Origin of the sequence: Citrobacter sp. MGH103 (genome assembly GCF_001034475.2) — a bacterium.
GTDB classification, from domain to species: Bacteria; Pseudomonadota; Gammaproteobacteria; order Enterobacterales; family Enterobacteriaceae; genus Citrobacter; species Citrobacter freundii.
The window spans coordinates 2,703,920-2,728,600 of sequence record NZ_CP073043.1; the positions used below are offsets into that span (position 1 = coordinate 2,703,920).

General features: G+C 52.0%; 21 protein-coding genes, 2 tRNA genes and 1 pseudogene. 15 read left to right on the forward strand and 9 right to left on the reverse strand.

What is annotated here, in order from left to right; all coding sequences use genetic code 11:
* The first annotated feature begins 2 nt into the window (after positions 1-2).
* From SK33_RS13050 to SK33_RS13115, 14 genes and pseudogenes are all read left to right on the forward strand, one after another.
* Positions 3-311: a monooxygenase gene (locus SK33_RS13050; protein WP_003836470.1), complete on the forward strand. Its 309-nt coding sequence runs from the start codon at positions 3-5 to the stop codon at positions 309-311.
* 222 nt (positions 312-533) lie between these two features.
* Complete coding sequence (locus SK33_RS13055; RefSeq protein WP_003029233.1) at positions 534-929, forward strand: RidA family protein; 396 nt, start codon at positions 534-536, stop codon at positions 927-929.
* Between the two features lie 27 nt (positions 930-956).
* Positions 957-1,925, forward strand: coding sequence for a threo-3-hydroxy-L-aspartate ammonia-lyase (locus SK33_RS13060; RefSeq protein ID WP_048218982.1), 969 nt, complete (start codon positions 957-959; stop codon positions 1,923-1,925).
* A 127-nt stretch (positions 1,926-2,052) separates the two neighbouring features.
* Positions 2,053-2,694 (forward strand): helix-turn-helix transcriptional regulator, encoded by a 642-nt coding sequence (locus SK33_RS13065; protein ID WP_003029239.1) that lies wholly within the window; start codon positions 2,053-2,055, stop codon positions 2,692-2,694.
* A 364-nt stretch (positions 2,695-3,058) separates the two neighbouring features.
* Positions 3,059-4,039 (forward strand): IS5-like element ISKpn26 family transposase, encoded by a 981-nt coding sequence (locus SK33_RS13070; protein WP_000019445.1) that lies wholly within the window; start codon positions 3,059-3,061, stop codon positions 4,037-4,039.
* A 113-nt stretch (positions 4,040-4,152) separates the two neighbouring features.
* Positions 4,153-6,399: a fimbria/pilus outer membrane usher protein gene (locus tag SK33_RS13075; protein ID WP_251363587.1), complete on the forward strand. Its 2,247-nt coding sequence runs from the start codon at positions 4,153-4,155 to the stop codon at positions 6,397-6,399.
* On the forward strand, positions 6,396-6,947 hold the full coding sequence (locus SK33_RS13080; RefSeq protein WP_048218984.1) for a hypothetical protein: 552 nt from the start codon (positions 6,396-6,398) through the stop codon (positions 6,945-6,947). The genes SK33_RS13075 and SK33_RS13080 overlap by 4 nt, the downstream gene beginning before the upstream one ends.
* Before the next feature lie 4 nt (positions 6,948-6,951).
* Complete coding sequence (locus SK33_RS13085) at positions 6,952-7,734, forward strand: DUF1120 domain-containing protein (RefSeq protein ID WP_178317598.1); 783 nt, start codon at positions 6,952-6,954, stop codon at positions 7,732-7,734.
* Positions 7,735-7,806: 72 nt separating this feature from the next.
* Positions 7,807-8,787 (forward strand): GlxA family transcriptional regulator, encoded by a 981-nt coding sequence (locus SK33_RS13090; RefSeq protein ID WP_048218985.1) that lies wholly within the window; start codon positions 7,807-7,809, stop codon positions 8,785-8,787.
* Between the two features lie 78 nt (positions 8,788-8,865).
* On the forward strand, positions 8,866-9,876 hold the full coding sequence (gap, locus tag SK33_RS13095; RefSeq protein ID WP_048218986.1) for a type I glyceraldehyde-3-phosphate dehydrogenase: 1,011 nt from the start codon (positions 8,866-8,868) through the stop codon (positions 9,874-9,876).
* A gap of 212 nt (positions 9,877-10,088) precedes the next feature.
* Positions 10,089-10,566 (forward strand): annotated as a pseudogene (locus SK33_RS13100) (glutathione peroxidase).
* Between the two features lie 199 nt (positions 10,567-10,765).
* Positions 10,766-10,842 (forward strand) — tRNA-Val (locus tag SK33_RS13105).
* Between the two features lie 4 nt (positions 10,843-10,846).
* Positions 10,847-10,923: transfer RNA gene (locus tag SK33_RS13110), tRNA-Val, on the forward strand.
* Positions 10,924-11,092: 169 nt separating this feature from the next.
* Entirely contained in the window at positions 11,093-11,815 is a 723-nt protein-coding gene (locus SK33_RS13115; protein WP_048218987.1) for a substrate-binding domain-containing protein, read from the forward strand.
* Here the strand turns inward: SK33_RS13115 and SK33_RS13120 are convergent.
* The 6 genes from SK33_RS13120 to puuE form a co-directional block, all read right to left on the reverse strand.
* Positions 11,802-12,554, reverse strand: coding sequence for an ABC transporter ATP-binding protein (locus SK33_RS13120; protein ID WP_048218988.1), 753 nt, complete (start codon positions 12,552-12,554; stop codon positions 11,802-11,804). The two genes, SK33_RS13115 and SK33_RS13120, sit on opposite strands and share 14 nt — an antisense overlap.
* Complete coding sequence (locus SK33_RS13125; RefSeq protein ID WP_003029283.1) at positions 12,551-13,555, reverse strand: FecCD family ABC transporter permease; 1,005 nt, start codon at positions 13,553-13,555, stop codon at positions 12,551-12,553. The genes SK33_RS13120 and SK33_RS13125 overlap by 4 nt, the downstream gene beginning before the upstream one ends.
* On the reverse strand, positions 13,542-14,597 hold the full coding sequence (locus SK33_RS13130; protein WP_003029285.1) for an ABC transporter substrate-binding protein: 1,056 nt from the start codon (positions 14,595-14,597) through the stop codon (positions 13,542-13,544). The genes SK33_RS13125 and SK33_RS13130 overlap by 14 nt, the downstream gene beginning before the upstream one ends.
* A gap of 158 nt (positions 14,598-14,755) precedes the next feature.
* On the reverse strand, positions 14,756-15,766 hold the full coding sequence (locus SK33_RS13135) for an ABC transporter substrate-binding protein (protein WP_048218989.1): 1,011 nt from the start codon (positions 15,764-15,766) through the stop codon (positions 14,756-14,758).
* Between the two features lie 9 nt (positions 15,767-15,775).
* Positions 15,776-17,908 carry a TonB-dependent receptor gene (locus tag SK33_RS13140; protein WP_048218990.1) on the reverse strand — a complete coding sequence of 711 codons (2,133 nt, stop codon included), beginning with the start codon at positions 17,906-17,908 and terminating at the stop codon, positions 15,776-15,778.
* A 213-nt stretch (positions 17,909-18,121) separates the two neighbouring features.
* Complete coding sequence (gene puuE / locus SK33_RS13145) at positions 18,122-19,384, reverse strand: 4-aminobutyrate transaminase (protein ID WP_048218992.1); 1,263 nt, start codon at positions 19,382-19,384, stop codon at positions 18,122-18,124.
* Between the two features lie 106 nt (positions 19,385-19,490).
* On the opposite strand from puuE, the gene pdxR reads away from it, so the two are divergent.
* On the forward strand, positions 19,491-20,966 hold the full coding sequence (pdxR, locus tag SK33_RS13150; RefSeq protein ID WP_048218993.1) for a MocR-like pyridoxine biosynthesis transcription factor PdxR: 1,476 nt from the start codon (positions 19,491-19,493) through the stop codon (positions 20,964-20,966).
* A 43-nt stretch (positions 20,967-21,009) separates the two neighbouring features.
* On the opposite strand, the gene SK33_RS13155 is transcribed toward pdxR, so the two are convergent.
* The 3 genes from SK33_RS13155 to SK33_RS13165 all read right to left on the reverse strand — a co-directional run bounded on the left by SK33_RS13155 (position 21,010) and on the right by SK33_RS13165 (position 24,676).
* Positions 21,010-22,218: a c-type cytochrome gene (locus tag SK33_RS13155; RefSeq protein WP_048218994.1), complete on the reverse strand. Its 1,209-nt coding sequence runs from the start codon at positions 22,216-22,218 to the stop codon at positions 21,010-21,012.
* A gap of 3 nt (positions 22,219-22,221) precedes the next feature.
* On the reverse strand, positions 22,222-24,114 hold the full coding sequence (locus SK33_RS13160; protein WP_048218995.1) for an NAD(P)-binding protein: 1,893 nt from the start codon (positions 24,112-24,114) through the stop codon (positions 22,222-22,224).
* Between the two features lie 88 nt (positions 24,115-24,202).
* Positions 24,203-24,676 carry an ester cyclase gene (locus SK33_RS13165; RefSeq protein WP_048218996.1) on the reverse strand — a complete coding sequence of 158 codons (474 nt, stop codon included), beginning with the start codon at positions 24,674-24,676 and terminating at the stop codon, positions 24,203-24,205.
* Between the last annotated feature and the right edge of the window lie 5 nt (positions 24,677-24,681).

The window sequence follows — 24,681 nt, forward strand, 5'->3', positions numbered from 1 at the left end:
TTATGTCGAACAAACTCGTGCAGATACACTTTGATTTTCATGGTCCGTTTGGGGCTGAGATGTCGAGTCAGCTCGTTGAACTGGCCGAATCAATCAACCAGGAGCCGGGGTTCATCTGGAAAATCTGGACCGAGAACGAAGCAAATCACGAAGCGGGTGGCATCTACCTGTTCCGGGACGAAGACACCGCTCAGGCCTATATCAAAAAGCATACCGCCCGTCTGAAGCATCTGGGTGTGGAAGACGTGACGTTCAAAATCTTCGATATCAATGAACCGTTAACTAAAATTAACCACGGTCACATCGGCTAGTATTTTGCCTTAGACGCCCCGCCCGGGGCGTTTCTTCACTCTCCTGCCTTCCCCTCTTCGTTCCTACCCAGGTTAGCTATTTACGTTAGCCACATTTGCAATAGTTCACAAAATCATCACCCGCGAAAATTATCTCTAGCCGAATGTGGCATAAAGGCGTATAAAATAATACAAATCGTATTATTTTATACAAAATGAATCATCAGCTACTGGAGGTTTATTATGTCCGCGGACATTACACTGAACTCATCTGCTGGAAGCTTCCCGCCAGCAGGTCATTACTCGCACAGTACAACGGCTGGCGGTTTCGTCTTCATTTCCGGGCAATTGCCGGTCACTTTCGACGGTGAGAAAAAAGCGGATGCCTCTTTTGAAGATCAAACCCGGCTGGTGCTACAGAATATTGATGCTTGTCTGGCAGGTGCTGGAGTTTCCCGCCAGCATCTGGTGTCAGTTCGCGTCTATGTGACGGATATGAATCAGTGGCCGACGTTTAACAAAATCTATGGGGAGTGGATCGGCGATTTCCGTCCATCCCGTGCAGTAGCCGGTGTTGCGGAACTTCATTATGGTTTTGCGCTGGAAGTTGAAGCTATGGCGCTGGCCCCGCAAGCGTGACATTTAACAACATACAGGTGAACAACAATGACTGAAATAACACTGCCTGATTATAACGATGTTGCCGCTGCGGCAGAGCGCATCGCAGATTATGCTAACAAAACGCCGGTGATGACATCCCGAACGGTTAATGAAGAATTTGGCGCGGAAGTCTTCTTTAAGTGCGAAAACTTCCAGAGAATGGGTGCCTTCAAATTTCGCGGCGCTATGAATGCGCTACGCCAGTTCACACCACAACAACGTGCTGCGGGTGTCGTGACGTTTTCTTCCGGTAACCATGCGCAGGCCATTGCACTGTCGGCAAAATTATTGGGGATTCCAGCAACAATTATTATGCCGCATGATGCTCCGGTAGCTAAAGTTGCAGCAACAAAAGGCTATGGCGGAAAGGTGGTAACTTACGATCGCTATACTGAAGATCGTGAAAAAATTGGTCGGGACCTGGCAGAGAAACAGGGATTAACGCTGATCCCCCCTTACGACCATCCGCACGTGATTGCAGGCCAGGGCACCGCCACAAAAGAGCTGATTGAAGAAGTGGGTCAGTTAGACGCCCTTTTCGTTTGTCTGGGCGGTGGCGGCCTGCTCTCAGGATCCGCTCTGGCGGCCAGACATCTGTCTCCTGACTGCATCGTCTATGGTGTTGAACCTGAGGCGGGTAACGATGGTCAACAGTCGTTTCGTAGCGGAAAGATTGTTCATATCGATACGCCCAAAACCATTGCTGACGGTGCTCAGACCCAACATCTCGGGAACTATACGTTTCAGATTATCCAGCAAAACGTGAACGATATTCTGACGGTTTCAGACGCTGAATTAATCACCTCAATGAAATTTATCGCTGAACGCATGAAAATCGTCGTAGAACCGACCGGGTGTCTGGGTTTTGCTGCCGCCAGAGCGCGCAAAGCTGAACTTCGCGGCAAAAAAGTCGGCATTATCATCAGCGGCGGAAACGTGGATATCAGCCGCTACAGTGAATTTCTGGCCGGATGATAAACAGGGTATCTGTCATGCAGATACCCTAATGTTACTGTCTGTACATTGCCGTCTGGAAAAACGATCCCAGGTCACTGTAAACTGCTCGCAATCATGGCAACAGGCATCACCGCAGGAGACTGGCATGCCAAAAACCGACAATAACTCGCTTCTCAGCCAAATTGATACTATCGCCAGGGGATTGAGTGAGACCTTCTCTCCGTTTTGCGAAGTGGTGGTTCATGATCTCAAAAATCCTGAACATGCCATTTTATCCATCCATAATAATCTGTCCGGACGTCAACCCGGCCAGCCAGCAACCGAGCTTGGCCTGGCGAGAATCGCATCGCCTGACTTTCCCAGCATCATTGCGAACTACAGTAATCAGTTTGCCGATGGTCGCCCGGTGAAAAGTACCTCAATTGGCATCAAGGACGAAGAAGGCAGATACGTAGCAGCTCTCTGTCTGAATGTAGATATGACGCTGTTTCGTGGTATGCAGAGTGCTCTTGCGCGTTTTACTGAAACCGAAAACTCCCCCATTAAGGAACATATCGATCCCGGCAGTAACGAAGTCATCCGCCAGCGTATTGATGACTTTGCCGCTAAACGCGCTACGACGGCCCGAGCCCTTAAACCTCAAGACCGTAAGCTGCTGATTCAACAATTACGCCAGGACGGTTTGCTCAACGTACGCAAATCTATGGATACGGTGGCGCAGCATCTGGGCGTATCGAGGGCCACCGCCTACCTGTATGCCCGCCAGTCAGTTCAGGCGGGTGAATAAACGGGTTCTGTTGAACCGCACCAGCCGCAGTATAAAAAGTCTGTTCTTGATTACCGACACGAAGCGCTCCCGCTATACTTTGGCCCGCTTCGTATCCGATATAGCCATCAACCAGTAAACAACGCCCGCCGCAGGGAAAAAAATAAACCTTTATTTTCGTAGGTATTTATTGGCGCTGGGTCAATAAATGATTTATTTTTGTACATACATAGTGAGATTACGTTTTCCTCTAATAACTCCATCAGCATTGATTAAACATCATAATAAAACAAACAAAATCTAACCCATTGATTTAGGGAAGGTGCGAACAAGTTCCTGATATGAGATCATCATATTCATCCGGAGCGCATCCCAGAGGGACATCATGAGCCATCAACTCACCTTCGCCGATAGTGAATTCAGCACTAAGCGCCGTCAGACCCGAAAAGAGATTTTCCTCTCCCGCATGGAGCAGATTCTGCCATGGCAGAATATGACCGCTGTCATCGAGCCGTTTTATCCCAAGGCGGGCAATGGCCGACGGCCCTATCCGCTGGAGACCATGCTGCGTATTCACTGCATGCAGCATTGGTACAACCTGAGCGACGGTGCCATGGAAGATGCCCTGTACGAAATCGCCTCCATGCGCCTGTTTGCCCGATTATCCCTGGATAGCGCCCTGCCGGATCGCACCACCATCATGAATTTCCGCCACCTGCTCGAGCAGCATCAACTGGCCCGTCAATTGTTCAAGACCATCAATCGCTGGCTGGCCGAAGCAGGCGTCATGATGACCCAAGGCACTTTGGTGGATGCCACCATCATTGAGGCACCCAGCTCTACCAAGAACAAAGAGCAGCAACGCGATCCGGAGATGCATCAGACCAAGAAAGGCAATCAGTGGCACTTTGGCATGAAGGCCCACATTGGTGTCGATGCCAAGAGTGGCCTGACCCACAGCCTGGTCACCACCGCGGCCAACGAGCATGACCTCAATCAGCTGGGTAATCTGCTTCATGGAGAGGAGCAATTTGTCTCAGCCGATGCCGGCTACCAAGGAGCGCCACAGCGCGAGGAGCTGGCCGAGGTGGATGTGGACTGGCTGATCGCCGAGCGTCCCGGCAAGGTAAAAACCTTGAAGCAGCATCCGCGCAAGAACAAAACGGCCATCAACATCGAATACATGAAAGCCAGCATCCGTGCCAGGGTGGAGCACCCGTTTCGCATCATCAAGCGGCAGTTCGGCTTCGTGAAAGCCAGATACAAGGGGCTGCTGAAAAACGATAACCAACTGGCGATGTTATTCACCCTGGCCAACCTGTTTCGGGTGGACCAAATGATACGTCAGTGGGAGAGATCTCAGTAAAAACCGGAAATAACGCCAGAAATGGTGGAAAAAATAGCCTAAATAGGCTGATTCGATGTGTTTGCGGGAAAAAAATCGGCCCAGATCCGCGAAATTTTAATCAGCGAGTCAGCTTGGGAAGAAATGACCTGCTTATTCGCACCTTCCTTAGTTGGATGATTAACGGGCGCAATAAACGTCAGCTTATGACGCGATTTAATGCGCAGGGCGAACCCTGTATAACCCCTGAAACATCCCGAAATCTCGGACTTGCGTATGAGTTTAATCAAGGATGTCTGGATTATCAGACGCTTTATCCCGCAGCACAGTTAACGGCAGACCCGTATAAAAATCAGATTAGTTTTACAGTTCCGACATCTGCGCTGACGCCAGAAAGCATCTTATTACGGAAGGATATTATTCAGGGAGGCACATCGGGGCTGCTTAATTATAATCTGCAGTCGTCAACCACAGTTCAGTCCGGAAAGCACGAAACTTATCAACTGGGACTATTTGAATCAGGACTGAATCTGAATGACTGGCTGCTTCGCAGTCGTCATACGGTATCGTACAGTGACGGAACACGTCGTTCTCAGCGACTATATACTTATGTCCAGAAGACGTTTCAGTCGCTACAACAGACCTTTCAGGCAGGAGAGATATACGCTCGTCAGACGCTACTCGCCATTCCTGGATTAACGGGGCTTCAACTGTTTCCTGATAGTGCACTGCGTCCTGCTCGTAGCGGCGTTTCTGTTCAGGGAATAGCGCGTTCCGCGCAGGCTCGTGTTGAGGTTTATCAAAACGGACAGTTAATCGAGGCAACACAGGTTCCTGAAGGACCGTTTTCATTAGATAACATTTCCATGCTCAGCACGCAGTTTCCGCTGGATGTGAAAGTGACGGAACAGGATGGCCAGTTCACAACGTTTTCAGTACCTGTCACGGCCTTACAAACTCCGGCCGACGCTCCCCTTTATGGTTCTGTGGCACTCGGTAAAGTACGCGAGACAGTTGCCAGCGATGAATCGGCCCCCTGGCTCATTACCGGAAGTCAGGGGATGCGGATTTCCCGACAGGCAACGCTAAGCGGTAGCGCTCTGGCCTCAGCACAGTATCAATCCGCGGCGGCATCCCTGAGTATTATTCCGATACCGGCATGGTCACTGTCGCTGCAAACCACGATGGCACAGGAACATTACACGCACCATGCGGGCAGCAAGGAAAGCCTCAGTCTCCGCTACCAGCTTAACCCTTCAGCCAGTATTCAGGCGGCCTGGACCACTACATCTGCGGGATTTCGTGAGCTCAGCGACGCTGTGAATCATACGACGTCCACAGCGAACAGTTACTACAATGTGGGAGGTAACTGGGCTCATGAATATTTAGGTCTGTTTTCGTTGAGTTACTCGACTTCCTCCGCGCATGACCATGCCGCCACGCCGAAATCATGGTATGCCTCATGGTCAAAAAACTGGCGCTGGGCTGGACATGGTCAGATTAACCTGTCGGCCACATGGCAACGTGTTTCTGGCTCCCGGACGAGTACGCAACGTGACGATGATGTCTTTTATATCCGACTTGGGCTGCCTCTGGGACAGGATCGCGTAAATCTGTCCCTTCGTCGACAGGGCTCCCGGACTTATAACGATGTTCAGACCAGCGGACAATGGGACGATATGTCATATTCGCTATCGGCAGGACGGGACTGGCAAAATGCCCAAAATACCGTCAGCGGCAGTTTTGGGCAAAATTTGCATTACGCCCAGATGAGTGGGTATGCCAGCCAGACCGCCAATTATTGGGGGTATGGCGGTTCGCTCAGCGGCGGGGTTTCCGTTAATCAGGAAGGGATACTTTTTTCACCTTATGCGATTCAGGAATCATACGGCGCGCTTTCATTAAATTCTCCGCTTTCCGGGATCAAAGTATCTACCCCGCAGGGCCCCGTCTGGACGGATTATCGCGGCAAAGCGCTGGTTCCCGGCTTAACACCGTGGCAGCTCTCTCGTCTGGATATTGATGTTAAAACGTTACCCAGACATGTCGACTTAACCAATGGTTCCGCGGAGCTTACCGTTTCGCGAGGAGCCGTCGCATTCACACAATCCAGGGTATCAGACACCCGCAGGGTACTCATGACAGTCAGACGTACTGACGGAAAGCTTCTGTCTAAAGGAAAAGGGATCGTAGACAGCGATGGGCAGTACGTGACGAATTCTCTGGAAAAAGGCCTGGTTTTCTTTAGCAACCTGCAGCCCGGTGAGTCGTTCTTTGTGGGGGATGACAACGGTAGCCCCATGTGCCAGCTACAGTATTCCCTGCCCCCAACACCACCTCAGGATGGTTTATATGAAGAGTTAACGGGAGTATGCGAATGATTCGTTTAATATCATTATGTTGCGGCATCTATTTTATTGTCAGTCCGGTCGTTCAAGCGCAGTGCAATATTATTGCCAGCCAGTTGCGCCACGAATACGGCAAAGTCCGGTTTCAGGATACTGAGCCCACCGGGCAGGTACAATGGCAGCAGTTGCCCGCCCGCCAGGTACAGGTACAGGTGCGGTGTGATGTTCCTCAACCCATACATATCCGGTTTGATGACAATGACCGTCGAGGACTCGACTTCAGTTTCGGTGAGGAGGGACGGGCAACGGTGATGTTCAGTGAAGCGTTTGTCGATAATAAGAGCAGCCAGTTCGTTGTTCACCACGAGTTTAATAAATCGTCTGAATCACAGTCGCAGACCCCTATTGCTGTTCTCAACGGAGACACAATTGAGCTCCAGCAGCATCATCAGCCCGTGAACGGGATGTCGGCCACTTTCCTGCTTACGGTTATTCCCCGTGTACAGGCCCGCAGCTTTCAGGTTTCAGATCAGCAGGCGTCAACATTGTCATTACGTATGACCGTACCAGAGAGAGAATAACTCGATGATTTCATTTTGGTTCAAGGAAATTTTTCAGCGTGTTATATACCACCAGTCAAGTGTTACAGGAAAGATGCGCCTGATTTCGCTTATTAAACGCCGGATACATCGGTGGCTTTGTTGTGCCGGGGGGATATTTTGCCTGTTGATTACGAAGGCGTATGCGGAAAATACGGTGGATGTGAGCTTTTCAGCTGAAATGATCCCGGCGGCATGCCGGGTATCGCTGGATAATGGCGGCACTGTGGATTACGGTACGCTGAGTCTCTCATCGATCCGTTCTTCATCTCCCTATCTGTTGACGCCACGTGTTATCGGCTTGCATATACAGTGCGAGAGCCTGCGACAGGTGGCATGGATGGTCAATGATGAAAAAGCGGAAACCCGGGTCCGTAACCTGATAATTGACTCTCACGATGATAAGACATCTGGTCGGCATTCATCTGACACCCTCTTTGGACTGGGTGTTACCTCAGGTCAAAAACCGATTGGTGGTTACCTGATAACCGCATTAGCCGGGGAGAGCGCCGTGGAAGGCGATATCGCGTCATGGGGGTATCAGACGGGGGAACAAGAACGGAGCATGTGGCAATCAGCCGGGACAGCACTAACACTGATTTCAGGCATCATGAGACTGACTCCGGTGGATGCGAAAAATAATCCCGTGGCAATTCGTCAGTTGACAATCCCCCTCAGGATCTCTGCCGCCATTGCCTCCGATGGCCTGAGCTTACAGGATGAGACTGAGTTACAGGGCGAGGCCACAATCAGCCTGATTTATTTGTAATATTGGGACAAGAATAGTATCCCGCAACACATGTCTGTTGACTTATTTTGTAAAAAGACTACTTTTCAGGACATGAAGAAGATACTCATCATTGTTCCCGATGGCGGCATGCTGTTTGAATCCGCCGGTATTGCCGACATCATGATGCAGGCCAACCGCCTGCATCCCAAAAGCGCTACGGAAACCTGTTATCAGGTTCAGTTAGCCACAACGCAACCACATCAGGTGATCCATGGTCAGTCCGGCCTGAACCTACTGGCAGATCATCGCCTGCATGAGATAGATCCTCGCGAACCTCTCGATACCATCATTATCACCGGCAGAGGTCAAAATCCGCAGGAAGGAATTGCTGTGGTTGACTGGCTGCGCCTTGCCGCTCCCCATGCCCGCCGCATTGCATCCATTTGCGGCGGTGCGATGCTGCTGGCACAAACCGGGCTGCTGGACGGCAGACGAGCCACCACCCACTGGAAACTACTTGAAACCATGCAGGCAGAATTCCCTCAGGTGCGCGTCGAAAGCGGTCCGCTTTATATTCAGGACGAACACATCTGGACATCGGGTGGCGTGAGCTCCGGCTTTGATCTAACGCTAGCGCTGGTTGAAGAGGATTATGGTTTCAGTCTGGCGCGCAACGTCGCTCAAGACTTCGTCATGTACCTGCGCCGTCCTGGGGGCCAGCTGCAGTTTAGCCGCTACAACCTTCAGCATACCAGTACTCTGGGCCCGATTAACGATCTGCTGGTCTGGCTGCTTGAGAACCTCACCGCCGACCTCAGCGTGGATAAACTGGCGGAAAAAGTCGCCATGAGTCCACGTAACTTCACCCGCGTGTTTACCCGGGAAACAGGAGCTTCACCGGCGCGCTATGTAGCTGAAGCTCGTCTGGCCGCCGCCCGGCAGCGTCTGGAGCAGACCAACGAGACGCTGGAGCGTATTGCCGAACAAACGGGATTCGGCAGCAGCATCAACCTGCGACGACTATTCGAAAAACAGCTTCACCTGACCCCGGGCGAATATCGCCAGCGTTTTCATTGTCGTAAAATGGCCTAAAGTGATCCTTTTTTGTCGTTTACGCCAAGCAGTGATCGGCCTAAATTTATGCCAGAGACAACAGATAAGGAGTTGATCATGGTAAAGGTCGGTATTAACGGTTTTGGCCGTATCGGACGTAACGTACTGCGTGCTGCACTGGGTAACTCGGATATTCAGATTGTGGCAATCAACGATCTGACTGACAGTAAAACATTGGCGCACCTGCTGAAATACGATTCGCTGCTGGGTAAACTCGATGCCGACGTCGCCGCCAGTGAGGGGCAACTGGTCGTTAACGGTAATTCCATTACTGTTTTTAGCGAACGCGACCCAGCCAAAATCCCCTGGCGTCAACGTGAAGTCGATATTGTCATTGAAGCAACCGGCTTCTTCACTGAACGAGACAAGGCGGCAGTACATATCCACAGCGGTGGCGCAAAGCGCGTAATTATCTCTGCTCCAGGTAAAAACGATGATTTAACCATCGTGATGGGCGTTAACGATCATCTCTACTCGGCGGATAAACACTTTGTCGTCAGCAACGGTAGCTGCACCACCAACGGTCTGGCACCTGCCGCGCAGGTTTTGCACCAACATTTCGGTATTAAGCATGGTCTGATGAACACCACCCATGCCTACACCAACAGCCAGGCGCTGCACGACCAACCGGAAAAAGATCTTCGTGGCGCCCGCGCCGCTGCATTGTCGATAGTGCCCTACTCAAGCGGTGCTGCAAAGGCGCTTGGCAAAGTCATCCCTGAGCTGGATGGTCGCTTAACCGGTTATTCGCTGCGCGTACCAGTTCCGGTAGTGTCAATTGTCGACCTGACCGTCACGCTTGAGCGGGATGTAACGGAAGAAGAAGTCAATAATGCATTTCGTAACGCCGCCGCGACGGGGCCGCTGAAAGGGATCCTGGGCTATAGCGATGAACCGCTCGTTTCAAGCGACTACCAGGGTGACCCGCGTTCATCCATTATCGACGCCCTGTCAACGTTGGTAATTGGTGGCAATATGGTCAAAATTCTCGCCTGGTACGATAACGAATGGGGATTCTCCAATCGGCTCGTCGACCTGGCGCTGTTAATGGCAAAAAACGAGCGCTAACTCCTGCTTCCCACGCCCTCTTAAAATCCACGCCTGGCGTGGATTTTTTAACTCTGCCACGGCAGATTAAATGTGAGTTTGATGGCGGAGCAATTCCTCTCAACTTAGTCATTTTATTAATCTTACGGTTGCTACCATAATAAAAAGTCACTAAGCGAAGCCTATAACCCCCAGGCAATATGAGTAATGTGAACTTAATTGAGGATTCCGGTATGACCACCTTTCATCAACTTACTGCCACCAGTCTCAATGGCCAACCCATCTCGATGGCCGATTACGCTGGCAAACTGGTGCTGGTGGTTAATACCGCCAGTCATTGTGGATTCACGCCACAATAGCAGGCCTCAAAGTGCTCTATAAGAAGTACGCCGCACAGGGTCTGGCGGTGCTGGGTTTCCCCTGCAACCAGTTCGGTAAACAGGAACCTGGTGGAGCCGATGAAATCGCACAAACCTGTCACATCGACTACGGTGTGAGCTTCCCGATGTTTGAGAAAGTGGACGTCAACGGCGCTGGGACGCATCCGGTGTTTCGTTTCCTGAAAGATGAATTACCCGGCGTGCTGGGTGGATCAAGTGGAACTTCACTAAATTCCTGATCGGGCGCGACGGTAAGCCGCTTAAGCGTTTTGCCCCCTACACGACTCAAGAGAAAATAGAAGCCACGATCCTTGCAACGCTAAAAGACTGAGTGCTCATGTCATTCAAACCGTTCCCATTATGCCCCTGCCTGCTGCATGAATAAAAAACACGCTGCAAAATCAACAAAATATAATCAACTTGCTTAATTACTCTGCAATCGCGTGAGATCAGGAAGAAAAATGCCATTTCCCTCTTGCCTCATTCGGTCTGTGCCGCTAATATTCGTCCCCGTTGTCACCTACAACGTTGCGTTCATAGCTCAGTTGGTTAGAGCACCACCTTGACATGGTGGGGGTCGTTGGTTCGAGTCCAATTGAACGCACCATCTTGCGTCCGTAGCTCAGTTGGTTAGAGCACCACCTTGACATGGTGGGGGTCGGTGGTTCGAGTCCACTCGGACGCACCAAATCATCTCTTCGATTTGGTGCTATTTCTCCTCAAAACTATCGTTTATCTTCAGTTTTATCATTTCCTACGTTGCTACAATAGCAATGCGTTAAATCATTCTAAATTCCATGCTCAACGCGTATCATTCATCTTTTTCGTATAATGTCTTTCGTCAGAGCCCGGATACCATGCCCTCTTCCATTCTCCTGTTCGCCGCGGGCAGTTTACGCCCAGCATTTACCCCGCTGGTAAGCCAGTTCACGCGCATGAGTGGAATAGACGTCAAGGTTGAATATGGTCCGGCCGGTTTACTGCGCGAGCGTATTGAAGCGGGTGAACCGTGTGCGCTCTTTGCCTCCGCTAACCGGGAACATCCGCAAAACCTGCTGGTACGTAATAAAGCCGTCTCAACGCACACCTTTTGCTGGAACAAACTGAGCCTTGTCAGCAACCGAATCGGGACCTGGCTGGATTTACTCCGCGACCCAACGCTGCGACCAGGTACATCAACGCCCGGCTGCGACCCTTCCGGAGACTATACCTGGGCATTTTTCGACAATATGGATGTACTGGAACCAGGACTCGGGCAGCAACTTCGGGCGCGCGCTATCCCACTGGTTGGTGGCCGTGATACGGTTAAAATCCCGCAAGGAGAACTGGCGAGCGCCTGGATCCTGCGCCAGGGGCTGGCCGATCTGTTTATCGGTTACGCGCATTACGCACACGCGCTGCACGCGATGACCGACGTACATTACGTGGCTATTCCGGACGAGCACAATATTTTTTGCGAATACCAACTGGCGGTGCTTGATGCATCCAAAGAAGTCATGGCGCTGGTTGAATTCATACTTTCCCGCAGCGGTCAGGCGTTCCTTACCGCCGCAGGATTCTTACCGCTTAACGCCGAATAGAAAACAACGGTGCGATAAACGGCGTAGAGTGATTCTCCACGCTAAGTTTTCGCAGCGGTAAGCCATAGGCCAGAAACAGATTCTCTTCGGTCACAATGCTGTCCGTTGGCCCTGCCCGCCATTTACCTTCAGGGAGTAGCAGCAAAGTATGGGAAGCAACCTGCAACGCGTGAAGCGGATCGTGGGTCGAAAAGAGAATGCTGCATCTCTGTTGATGGGCCAAATCGCTGATGAGCTGGAGCACCACCTGCTGATTGGCGAGATCCAGCGCGGAACACGGTTCATCAAGTAACAACGTTTGACACTCAGTCACCAGAGCCCGGGCAATCATCACTAACTGTTGCTGCCCACCAGAAAGTGAGCCAAATGAGATGGAGGCAAAATGCGCAATACTCAACTGCTCTAATGCCTGCATTGCTCTTTGTTGATCCTGCTGGCTGGGTTGCGCAAAAAGCTTCACGTGCTGTGCTCGCCCCATCAGCACCACATCGCTGACCGTATAAGGAAACGGTAGATGGCTATGCTGTGCCACAATTCCTATCCCACCGTTATTTTCAATACTCCCGCCTAAAGCAGGCAGCGTGCCGGTTAGCGTATCAAGCAGCGTACTTTTACCCAGACCGTTACGTCCAAGCACGGCCCAAATATCACCTTTCTGGCAACAGAACGTTAGCGGCTCAAATAGCGGCGCGCGATACCCATAAGAAAGCTGATTTACGCGCAGTGCGGCAGGTATCATGATTTCTCCCGACGGCTGGTACGAATGAGCAAGAAAGCAAACAACGGCGCACCGAACAATGCGGTGATGATCCCCAGCGGTATCTCCGCGTGCATCAGGGTGCGGGCAATATCATCCACGACAATCATAAAACCGCCCCCCAACCAGAAAGCACACGGCAGTAGACGACGATGATCAACGCCCACCAGCAAACGCGCCAGATGCGGAATAACCAACCCAACCCAGGCAATACTGCCGCTGACCGCCACCTGAGCGGCGACCAAAAATGCGCAGCACACCAAAACGCTGCGTCGCAGAGGAACCACCGCCACCCCCAGTGCTCTGGCATCTTTGTCATTGAGCGATAACAGGTTTATCCGCCAGCGTAGCTGGAACAAAACCGTCGCGGCGATACCGACTGGAACCGCCAATAGCAGTACTTTATGCCAGTTGGCCGTCGCGAAGCTCCCCAGCAGCCAGAACACAATATTAGGTAACGTCTCTTCGGTATCAGCCTGATATTGGATCAGGCTCACCAGCGCGGCAAAAAAGCCGCTCAAAATGATACCTGACAGGATCAACACCAGCGTATTCTCCAGCCCCTGTAACGCAGCAATGGCATACACCAGGATCAATGCCGTCAGACCGAAGAAAAACGTTGACCCCATCATCAGCAAGGGCGAAAGACCGAGCAGGATGGCCAGCGTTCCGCCAAAGGCCGCCCCCGACGTCACACCGATAATATGCGGGTCGACCAGCGGATTATGAAATACTCCTTGCAACGTCGCCCCGCATAACCCCAGCGCGCCCCCCGCCAGCAGCGCCATCAGAATACGCGGTAATCTGACCGTCCAGATCACCTGGCTGGCTATTCCCTCAGCGTCGCTATAGTGCGTCAGGTGGTAAAACACCTCGCTTAACGACAGCGGATATTGTCCGAGGCATAGCGAACTGACGCCCAGCAACAGGACCACAACGATTAAGAGCGGTTGCTGGGGCAAAAAACGGTTACTTAGCTGCATCAGACTGCCAGTTCACACGATAAAAACGCTGATAGTAATCTTGCGCCTGCGCATCAACGTCCACATCTTTATAGGCATCCGGATACAGTTTTTTGGCCATCCACAGTTCACCGATCGCCAACGCCTCTGGCATCGGATAGCCCCAGGCTTTGGCGTATTCAGGCATCAACCAGACACGATGATTTTTCACCGCATCAATCCCCTGCCAGTTCGGATCGTTTTGGATCTGAGTTACCACCTGCGGATAGCGATCCTGGACAAAAATCACCTGCGGGTTCCACGCTAATACCTGCTCCAGCGCAACCTGACGGGCCCCTTTCACACTGGCAGCCGCCACGTTTAATCCCCCCGCGTGCTGCATCATCAGTCCGGTGTACTTCCCGGAGCCGTAAGTCATCAGGTCGGGGTTAGCCATATAAATACGGACTTTTTGCGCATCCGGGATGTTTGCAACCGGCGCATTGAATTTTGCTCGTGCCGCAAAAACGTAGTCGATTAACGTTTCAGCCTGCGGTTTGCGCCCCACGACATCCGCAATCAAGCGAATACCCTGCTTTAACCCTTCGTTGTAGACCTGCTCTTCATCGGCCATAGTCGGGTTCATTTTATTCTGTTGCCCGTCGGCATCTTTGCGCAATGAGATAGCAACGACCGGAATACCGGCGTTCTGAATCTGCTGGATCATCTCCGCGGGCGCATAGTTGGCGACAAACACCACCTGTGGATGAATTGCCAGCAGGCTTTCGATGTTCACGCTGGTGAGATCGCCCGGTGTCGGCAACGTAGTAATCGTCGGCATAAAGCGCGCAAATTCAGGCCCGAGCTGTTTTTTCCAGCTCGACATCACGCCAACAATGTCCTGCTGCGCATTGAGCTGGACCAGAATATTCAACGTCTGGTGTTGCAGCACGACCACTTTGTCCACATGGTCAGGAATCGTGACCTGACGACCAAGCTGATCGGTGATCGTACGGTCGGCCTGAGCAGAAAACGCAAACAACATGCTGGCGCATACCAGCACAAAAGAGCGGAAAGTTAACATGGGATACCATCTGAATAGAGGAGTAAAAACGATATGCATTAAATTATATAACGTGATGACTGGCAACCCATTATCATCATGCAACGCACCAAACCCCACATTTAAGAGGGGTAAAAATGGCGTGCGATCCTTATCTCGCCTGTCTTTACACGCAAGTGTTACTCCTGTGGAGGTAACGCGTTTAAAATTCGCATCGCCTGCGCTGGAGTGAGCGAATAATCGAAGAACTGGCGATAAAAATCGCGCGTCACGCTGACCATATCCAGGCCGCTAAACAGCGTAGGATGCAGTTTTGATGCAGCCCATTGCAGCTGTAGCGCGCTTTCAGTGCCGTAACGATCCCAGGGGAACACGCCCGCCGGATTGCGCCAGACATTACCCTGCTTAACCGCGTCAAGTTCTTTGAACAATGCCGCATATGGCGAACTGGCGATATCACCGCAACCCGCACCGAGAATAATGACCTGCGGTTGCCAGTAGAGCACCCTTTCGGGCGACACCTCCTTCATGTTGCCGTCCACTTCATCTGCCGCATTCCGTCCCCCCGTCAGCGTAATCCAGGTATCGATCAACGTGTTCCTGCCATCGACTTTAAGCGGATTCAGCGACTGAATATGAAGTACCCGAGGGCGCTGATCTGCCGACAACTTCGCCGTTTTAGCCTGCACATCCGCGAGTACACGGTTGAGATACTGATTGTAAGCCGTCGCCCGGGCGCGAGCCTGCCCCGTCCCCAGAACCTCTGCGGTTGTAGTGACCGATTTTTCCATCGAAGCATAGTCAGTAAATGCCATTTCAAGGGCCGGGATGCCCGCCTGACTGTAACTTTGAGCATCCCCTTTTCCTTTTGCCACGAACACCACATCGACGTGCCGAGCCAACAAATCCTCAGTATTAAATGATGTTCCTCGTATCTGTAAGGCTTGCCTCAGGGAAGGGTTGATTTTGAACATCCATGGCTGGTTATCCTCATGGTTGACCGTCACAACAATGTTACGACCTGCGCCCAGCGTCATCAGCACCGAATGATGGGCAAACCAGCCATCCGCAATACGTTCAACATGTGTGGGAACGGTAACTGTGTGACCAGCATCATCCACAACCTGGCGCGTTGCCAGGGCAGGAAACGCCAGCCACACACAAAGCAGCCATGTGTGGCACGTTTTCATGAGCAACCCCTAAAAATCAACCTGAACAGAAACCTGAGCCTGACGCGGTGCACCAAGTTGAGCGCTGGCAGCCCCTGCGCCCGTGTAGCCGGTCAATGCGCCCGGAACAATATTGGTCCAATAGTGACGGTCGGTGAGATTGGTGATATCAAACCGGAAAGTGGTTGGCGTGTTCCACAGTCTGGTGGCATAACGCGTGCCGATGTCCACCGTGGTGTAACTCCCGACCCAACTGTCATTGGCATTATCGGTAGCCCGACGTCCGACGTAATGCACGTTCGTGTCGACATCCAGTCCCGGAACCCGTTCGATGGTGTAGATCGCGAGAATATTCGAGGCGAAACGCGGCAAACCAACAACTTGCTTACCATCCGCATTGCTGGCCGCGGTATTATGAAGCGTTGGATCTAGCCAGGCTCCGCCGCCTAACACGCGTAAATTATGAGTAATATGCCCATCAGCCATCAGCTCCAGCCCACGGTTTTTTTGCGTACCGTCCTGAGCAAAATCGCCGTTGTCGTTGGTATAGGCAAAGGGGCGTTTGGCTTCAAACAGCGCAGCGGTAAGCAGCAGGTCTTTTACAGGCGCATATTTTGCGCCCACTTCGATCTGACGACTTCGGTAGGGATCTAACACCTGCCCGGCATTGCGCGCCCCGGCGGGTGCGGTATCGCCCTGCTGCAAACTGTCCGCCCAGGTGGTATACAGCGTGACGTTCTCCACCGGTTTATACATCAGGCTGGTGGAACCGCTCATGCCATTGTCTTTCTGACGGCTGCTTTCATGCCCAGCTTTGTTGTAGTTACTGACGGTAAACAGGTTCTCGCTGCCGGAAAGCAGCAAGCTCCACTGCGGGGAAAAATGCAGCGTATCGCTTAGCAAAAATGCATGCTGAGTGGTGGTCGCCGAATGATAGCGATCGTTAAAATCTGGATACGGTGGTCGTGGATAGTCGGGATGTTGATTGAGAGAAGAATGCCCCAGAGTGAAAGTGCCACCGTTTCTTGGATTATAGTTTTTCCACACAAATCCACGCATTCCGGTAGCAATGTCCTGCGTCAGCCAGCCAGTATCAACGCTACCAGTCAGGTTCGCTAAATAGCTGTTGATGGTAAAGCGACTGGCCGCCGAATTGGCGGTTGTGGTGGTGTAATCTCCTTGGTTATTCGTCAGAGTATTGGTCACTGCCGTCGATTCTCGGTCTGCAACCTGGTGCAGCGCCCCCAGATCCAGCATCCAGTTGCCGTCAAAATCATGCTTAATATGCATATCGACGGTGGTTGTTTCGTCATCATGACCCGCATAAGACTGACCATACTTACTGTCCGTAGGATCAAATGCCGCGGGGAAGTGAACGCCTTTCGCCAGAGCAAAACTCCCCGGCATACCTTTTTCGTAATAATGGTAATAGCTGAAATTACTCTCCAGCACCGTTTGATCTGTCAGTTGAAAGTCCAGCCCCAAGCCAGCGTACTGTCGACGGACATGGCTATCGGTGGTGTAGCTATGGCCCTCATCATTTAGCAAGTTGAGACGATATTTCACCCGGTCTCCCGCATCGATTGGGCCACTGAAATCCATCGACGTCAGCGTACCCGACCCTGTACCTTGCCCCACGGTGACGCGGTGTAACGGCGTATCGACGGGTCGTTTGGACACCAGATTAAACATCCCTGCTGGATTGGCGGGGCCATACAGCGACCCGGCGATGCCGCTCAACACTTCAATGTTCTGGAACTGTTCGGTCGAATATTCAGTCGTGGAGACGGCGTTCAGGCCATCAATCATATGGTTTTGTACCACACTCCCCTGCATGCCCCGGGTTTGCGGGCGGACGCCGTCACCCTGAACGGACGGTAGGTAGCGATAGGCGTCTTTCACATCTTTGATTTGTTGCTGATCCAGCACTTTTTTCGACAGCGTCTGCACCGACCAGGGAACGTCTATCAGCTCTCGCTCGCCGAGGCTACCTAACGTTGCTTTTTTTTCGCTCGCAGGAGGTTCATGTTCCGATAACGAGGATTGTGACGTGGCGGGCGCCGAAACGATGACGGTATCTTCAGCATGAGCCGTTACGACAGTGGAAAGACAGGCAAAGGTCAACAACCCAGAGGCCACTGGGGTAATTTTGTTATTTAACATTCGTTAATTCAATTCGTTAGATAGAAAGACTGGAGGCTGCTAACGCAAACACCTTCTCTTGAAGAGTACAGTTATTATATTTGTATGATGAATAGGATAGATCTAATCGATATATATGTAAATATATAACGAGGTGTGATTGGTAAATTTACTGCAACAAAAAAGCCGACGGTAATGACGACCGTCGGCTTTAGGTAAAGGACAACTAACGAATTATTTGGTTGCCGCTTTGATGATCTGAAGCGCTTTGGCGAACTGATCCTGCGGAATCGTCAGCGGGTAAAGGAAACGAATAACGTTGCCATACTGACCGCAGGTCAGCAGCAGCAGTCCTTGCTCAAGGGCTTTCTTCTGCACGCGTTGTGCGGCGGAAGCGTTGGGTTCCCCTGTCGCTGGATCACAGAATTCAGCAGCAATCATAGAACCTAAACCACGCACTTCGGCCAGTTCAGGACACCCTGCTTGCGCATCTGTCAGAGCGGCGCGCAGCTGTTCGCCGAGGGCCGCCGCACGCTGGCACAGCTGTTCATCATGGATAATGTCCAGTACTGCATGGGCCGCCGCGATCGACAGCGGGTTCCCGGCGTAAGTTCCACCCAGACCACCCGGCGCAGGTGCATCCATGATTTCGGCTTTGCCCACGACGCCAGACAGTGGCATGCCGCCCGCGAGGCTTTTCGCCATGGTCATCAGGTCCGCTTTATCGGCGTAATGATCCATCGCAAACAGCTGGCCCGTACGGGCAAACCCGCTTTGTACTTCATCGGCAATCATCACGATGCCATGCTCGTCGCAAATACGGCGGATGGCAGCCACAAATTCCGGCGGTGCCACCACGAAGCCCCCTTCGCCCTGGACGGGTTCGAAGATAATCGCCGCAACCTGGGTTGGGTCGATATCGGCTTTAAACAGACGCTCAATCGCTTTTAGGGAATCCTCCGTGGAAATACCCTGTAATTCAGAAGGATACGGAGCATGGTAAACAGAGCCAGGGAACGGACCGAAACCTTTTTTATAGGGTGCCACCTTGCCGGTTAACGCCATCGTCATGTAAGTACGACCATGAAAACCACCGCCAAATGCGATAACGCCAGGACGCCCGGTATGTGCGCGTGCAATTTTCACCGCGTTTTCTACCGCTTCAGCCCCGGTGGTGAAGAATGTGGTTTTACGCTTGCCATCGATTGGCGCGACGGCGTTGATTTTCTCAGCCAAAGACACATAGCTTTCGTACGGGACAATCTGATAAGCCGTATGGGTAAAAGCCTGAAGTTGCGCTTCGACTGCCTGCACCAGGCGAGGATGGCGGTGTCCGGTGTTCAGCACGGCAATCCCGGCGGCAAAATCAATGTACTGATTGCCTTCGATATCGGTAATCGTGCTGTTTTCTGCCGACTGGGCATAAAAATCACACATCACACCCACGCCACGCGGGGTGGCATCCAGACGACGTTGTTGCAGGTTTTTATTGTTCATTCTCTACACCTTGTCCATTAATACATTTCGGTTGAATTACCCTTTAAATTTAGACGCCGTCTGGTACTTTAATCGAGAGCCAAATCGTTTTATTTTAAGGATCCAAATGCGTTCACTTGCCGGAGATGTGATCAAGCAGGCATTTAGTCAGCAGACTGACGAAAAACTACATCGCCGCCTGTATGCCGCCATTTGTAGTTGCATCCTCGAAGGTAGCCTGAAACCGGCTACCCGAATGCCTCCGTCGCGTGACCTGGCAGGAGAGCTGGCGCTATCGCGCAATACCGTTCTGCGGGTTTACGAGCAGTTGCAGGCCGAAGGTTATATTTCTGCGCGTACCAGTAGCGGCACATTTGTCACTGACAGCGTGCTGGACAATCTCAACCTGCGTCCCAATAAAGAACCTGTTGCTGCGGCTCTGGAGGATCACACCCGCTTATCTGCCCGCTGCCTTGAGCTGTTAGGTAATGCCAGCGCCAGTCCCCGTCAGTGGGGCGCGTTTATTCCAGGCGTACCTGATGTAGAGCATTTCCCGCACCGGGTGCTCAAAAAAATTCAGGACAGGCTGGCAAGACGATTGCACCCGGAGTTTCTCACTTACGATGCCGCAGGCGGTGTGAATGAGCTGAAAGAAGCGCTGGCGGACTATCTGCGCACCGCTCGCGGCGTGCGGTGTTCGCCGGAGCAAATTCTGATTACCGAAGGTATTCACCAGGCGCTGGATCTGGTGACCCGAACGTTATGCAACCCGGGCGATCACGCCTGGATTGAGGAGCCGGGCTACTGGGGAATCAAAAATATTCTGCGTATCAATGCGGTAAATTTTTCGGCTATCCCGGTTGATGAACAAGGTATGATCCCACCGGATGCAGGCGAAACACCGCCAAAACTGATTTTTGTGACACCGTCACATCAATACCCTCTCGGTTCGGTGATGAGCCTCAGTCGCCGCCGGCAACTTATCTTTCGCGCACGTGAAACGCGAAGTTGGATAGTGGAAGATGATTACGACAGTGAGTTCCGCTTTTCCGGCCAGCCGATCCCCTCTTTGCAGGGGCTGGAAGAAGAGACACCGGTCATCTACATCGGGACATTCAGTAAGACACTCTATCCCGCACTGCGACTCGGGTATGTCGTGCTACCTAAATCGTTAGCCGCTCCGCTGAAAAAGGTTCATAACGACCTCTATCGTGGTGGACATCTGTTGATTCAGGCCGCGCTGGCGGAGTTTATTCGCGAGGGTTATTACGCAGCACACATTCGGAAAATGCGCCAACTATACAGTCGTCGTCGCCAGATGCTGGTAGAGCTTATCAGCCGCCAGCTTGGTGAGCATTATCTTGGTTCCTTCAGCAGCAACGCCGGGCTGCATATGATCTTACAGTTACCCGCAGGGAGCGATGACGCGGTCATTGCCCAACAGGCGAATGCGCAAGGGTTGTTGGTGCGCCCGCTGTCACGCTACTACGTGAATGAAGAGAAACGCAGCGGCCTGTTGCTGGGGTTTGCAAGTATTGAAGAGCATGAAATGGCGGCGGCGTTTACCCGACTCGCGGATATTATCAGGGCAAACACCGTGTAAGCGCTGCCGGATGGTGGTGCAAGCACCTTATCCGGCATACTGTTTAATGTGATGCTTTTTTAATCCCAGCCAGATCTTCATGGCTTACTTCGCCATTCCCTTCACCCCAGGTCTTACGCACGTAATTAATCACGTCGCGCATTTCGTTGTCACTTAACATGCCTCCGTAGGCGGGCATCTTAAAGGAGACGCTGCCACGCGTTGTCGGTGTTTCTGCGCCGTGGGCAATCACTCTGAACAGCGGCGTCGGATCATCAACCATGACCAGCGGATTGTTGACCAAAGAAGGTGCATTATCATCCGTACCTTTCCCTTCCAGACCGTGACAAGTTGAACAGTAACGGTTATAGGTCACTTTGCCCGCCTCTGGTGAATTCGACCAGGATGCTGTAGTCGCAGCAGCACGCACCGTTTCAGGCTTCGCGCTTTTCAGACTCAGCAGATATTGGGCGATCGCCGTGGCATCTTCGTCAGTCAGATACTGTGTACTCTGCGTGACGACTTCAGCCATCGAACCTGAAACCGCGGCATGCTTACTCTTACCGGTCAGCAACAGCGATTTTAACGCCTGCTCAGACATTCCGCTGCCCCGCAGCGAAGGTGCATACCAGCCGTCAATCATCGCTCCGCTCAGGTACTCGGCATCTGCATGGGTATAGGCTTTTTCATTCATCGCCATACCTCTCGGTGTATGGCATGAACCGCAGTGTCCGGGACCTTCCACCAGATAAGCACCCCGTTTTATCAGGGCTGCGTTGTCATCTGGTTTCGCGCTATCTACTGTCGTCGCTGGCGCGTCGGTAAACAGCCAGTTCCAGATATGCAGTGGCCAGCGGGCGGAGAGTAGCCACGGAATGGCATTCTCTTTATTGGGTTGCGCAGACGGTGTGACATCATGCATAAAATATCGATACAGCGCCTGAACATCCTCGTCAGAAAGTTTTGCATAAGAGGGATAAGGCATGGCCGGATAGAGCGGGTGACCGTCTTTGGCAATTCCCTGGCGTACCGCCTTTTCAAAATCCTCGTATGAGTAATTACCAATACCCTGAGCCTTGTCCGGGGTAATGTTGGTCGAATAAATATCCCCCACCGGAGTAGGAAACTTTTTGCCCCCCGCCATCGCCGCACCACCTTCAGCGGTATGACAGGCGACGCAGTCTGAAATTCGCGCGATGTATTCACCGTTAGATTCAGTAGCGCTTACCGAAGCGGTAAATAAACAGGCGGCGAGAATGGTTACGTTACGCATAGATCACCCCATATCCTTGAGTTCATTAACCGCACGCCATGCCTGATCGATTGCCGTGTGGGCATAAGCACTCCAGTCAGAATCGGAGTTAGCGATGGCAATGCGACCGACTGGTTGACGCGCCCGTTCGATAATTTCTGGCATTTTATCCATATCATCGAACAGCGAATTGGCGTAGTACGCATAGCCATGCGCCCAGCGGTTAACGGTAATGGCGGAGATATCGCGTTGATTATCAAAGCCTGTTGAGCCAAACATCTCCTGCAACTGGGAGCGAATCATCTCCTCATGCGCCGCAAAGGTGGTCCCCAGCAGATAGGCTCGTCCCAGACGGAACTGCTCTCTGGCCGACAGGTTACTGCCCGGATAGGTCGGCACATAGACCATGTGAATGACCATCGGATCGTCCGGGGAGGCCGGATGTTGATACCCACCAATACTGACCGGATAGTCGAGCTTAACCCGGCTGTAAGGTGCCGCTGGAGAATAAAATTCATGTACGCCAAGCTGTTTGAACGCCTGCCAGTTTTTGACCACCACGTTGGTGTACACCAGCGGAGCCTTCACGTTCAGTTTGAGATCCGCCTGCTGCTGTTCCGGCATCTCAGGCACCAGATACGGGATCATCATGTTATAACCTGCCATGATGGTGTTCTTACCGCGCACACGGTGCATTTTACCGTCACGCAGATAGGTCACCACAACGCCATCCTGCACGTTGGCCGCATTAATCACTGTGCTATTCAGGCGCAGGCGCGTGGTGTTTTCCGGCAGATCCAGCTTTTCGTAATGCAATCTGGCAAGAACAGAGTCTTCCATAGTATTGCCCGGTAGCGCATCCGGCAGCATATACCTGACTAGCAGTCGGGCCAGACCGGCGTTACCGTCCGGGAAATGGTAAACATACGGTTCTTCGAGGTCGGCCAGCGACTCTCCGTCCAACGGCGGTAACCCCATCCCTTCCATGCCGGGTAAGGCGCACGCCCTGGCATCGCTGCAGGAGATGCCTTCAATGCCGATGGCAAAGAAGTCATTGGAACGCTGCTGAAAATAGAGCAGCGCCATTTTGCTCAAACCCACTTTTGTTGCTAAAAATTCACTGTAGCTGTGGGTATCAAGCCATTCCATTTTCTCATCGACCGTCATACCCGGAAGGTAATCGCCAGGGCGCACGTGCAGATCGATCAGCGCTTTTCTGTCGTTCTCACCTAGCGGAAAATCATTGATAAAGTCTTCAATTTTACGGCCATTGAGCCTGTCCGGCGGAATATCATCAGATACCGCGCGGCCCGGATCGCCGCTGACGATTTTTGTTACGCCAAAATTCTTCTTGTCGAAAAAAACCCCGCGACTGAGCTGCCAGTCGGGGTAGAAGTTTACGTCAAAACTCTCTTTTAACCGCGTGACGCTGACGCCCACGGTTTCCATCAGTTTTTGTACTTCAGGGCTGAAATTATGCGCGGGTGACTGGAATGCTTCGCTGCCGCCATAACCGAGTAATTTCTTGCCCGAGCTGGTAAATTCATTACGTTTGGCGTGTCCGCCAAAATCGTCATGGTTATCGAGGATCAGGATCCGGCTATTTTGCCCGGCAACTTGACGCCAAAAACAACCGGCAGCTAACCCGCTAATCCCGCCCCCAACAATCACCAGATCGTACTCTTCCTCGACGGGCAGAGCGTTTAATTCAAAATGCTTCTGCTCGCGGCCTAGCGCATGCGCCATTTCAAATGATCCAGGATGATTACCCCGCAGCCCTGTCAGCGCAGGAGGATAATAATTTCCATCTATAAATGCGTTTCCCTTTCCTGTCGCCCTGACCCACTCCAGCGGGGTAAGTCCCGCCGCAATAGTCACCGCGACGCCGTTGAGAAAATCACGTCTGGTAATTGCCATTAACTTTTTTCCTTATTGCTACACACTGCCTTTAATACGACAAAAATAAGAGAAATACCCCTTCTTAGTTATAAAGGGACACAACCGACTACTTCACTGGCTTTAACTCTTCATCCAGTTTTTTAGAATCATAATAATCACCCTGCCAGGTGATTTTTCCTGCTTTAACATGAATATAGCTTACGCCTTCAAATTTGATCGAATTATTTGTCGGCGGACTCCCTGCCCATTCACCACTATTTTTGCCTGAAAATTCCCAACGGAATGCCACGGTGTCTTCGTCGTAGACGGGTTTGCCAACCATTTTCCAGTTCAGATCTGGCACCGCCTTAATAAAAGCGCCGATAACCTCTTTTTCCGCTTTTTCTCTCCCGTTTACCGGTTCACCCGCGGCGGCATCATAATAAACCGCATCATCCGCAAGATATTGAGCGGCTCGCGAAGCATCATGCGCATTCCACGCCGCCATATATTCTTTTACGGTATTCAGTGATGTACTTTCTGCAAAGCTATAGCCCGAGAGTATCACTAATGAAAGCACCGCAATTTTTACTGTTTTCATCGTAA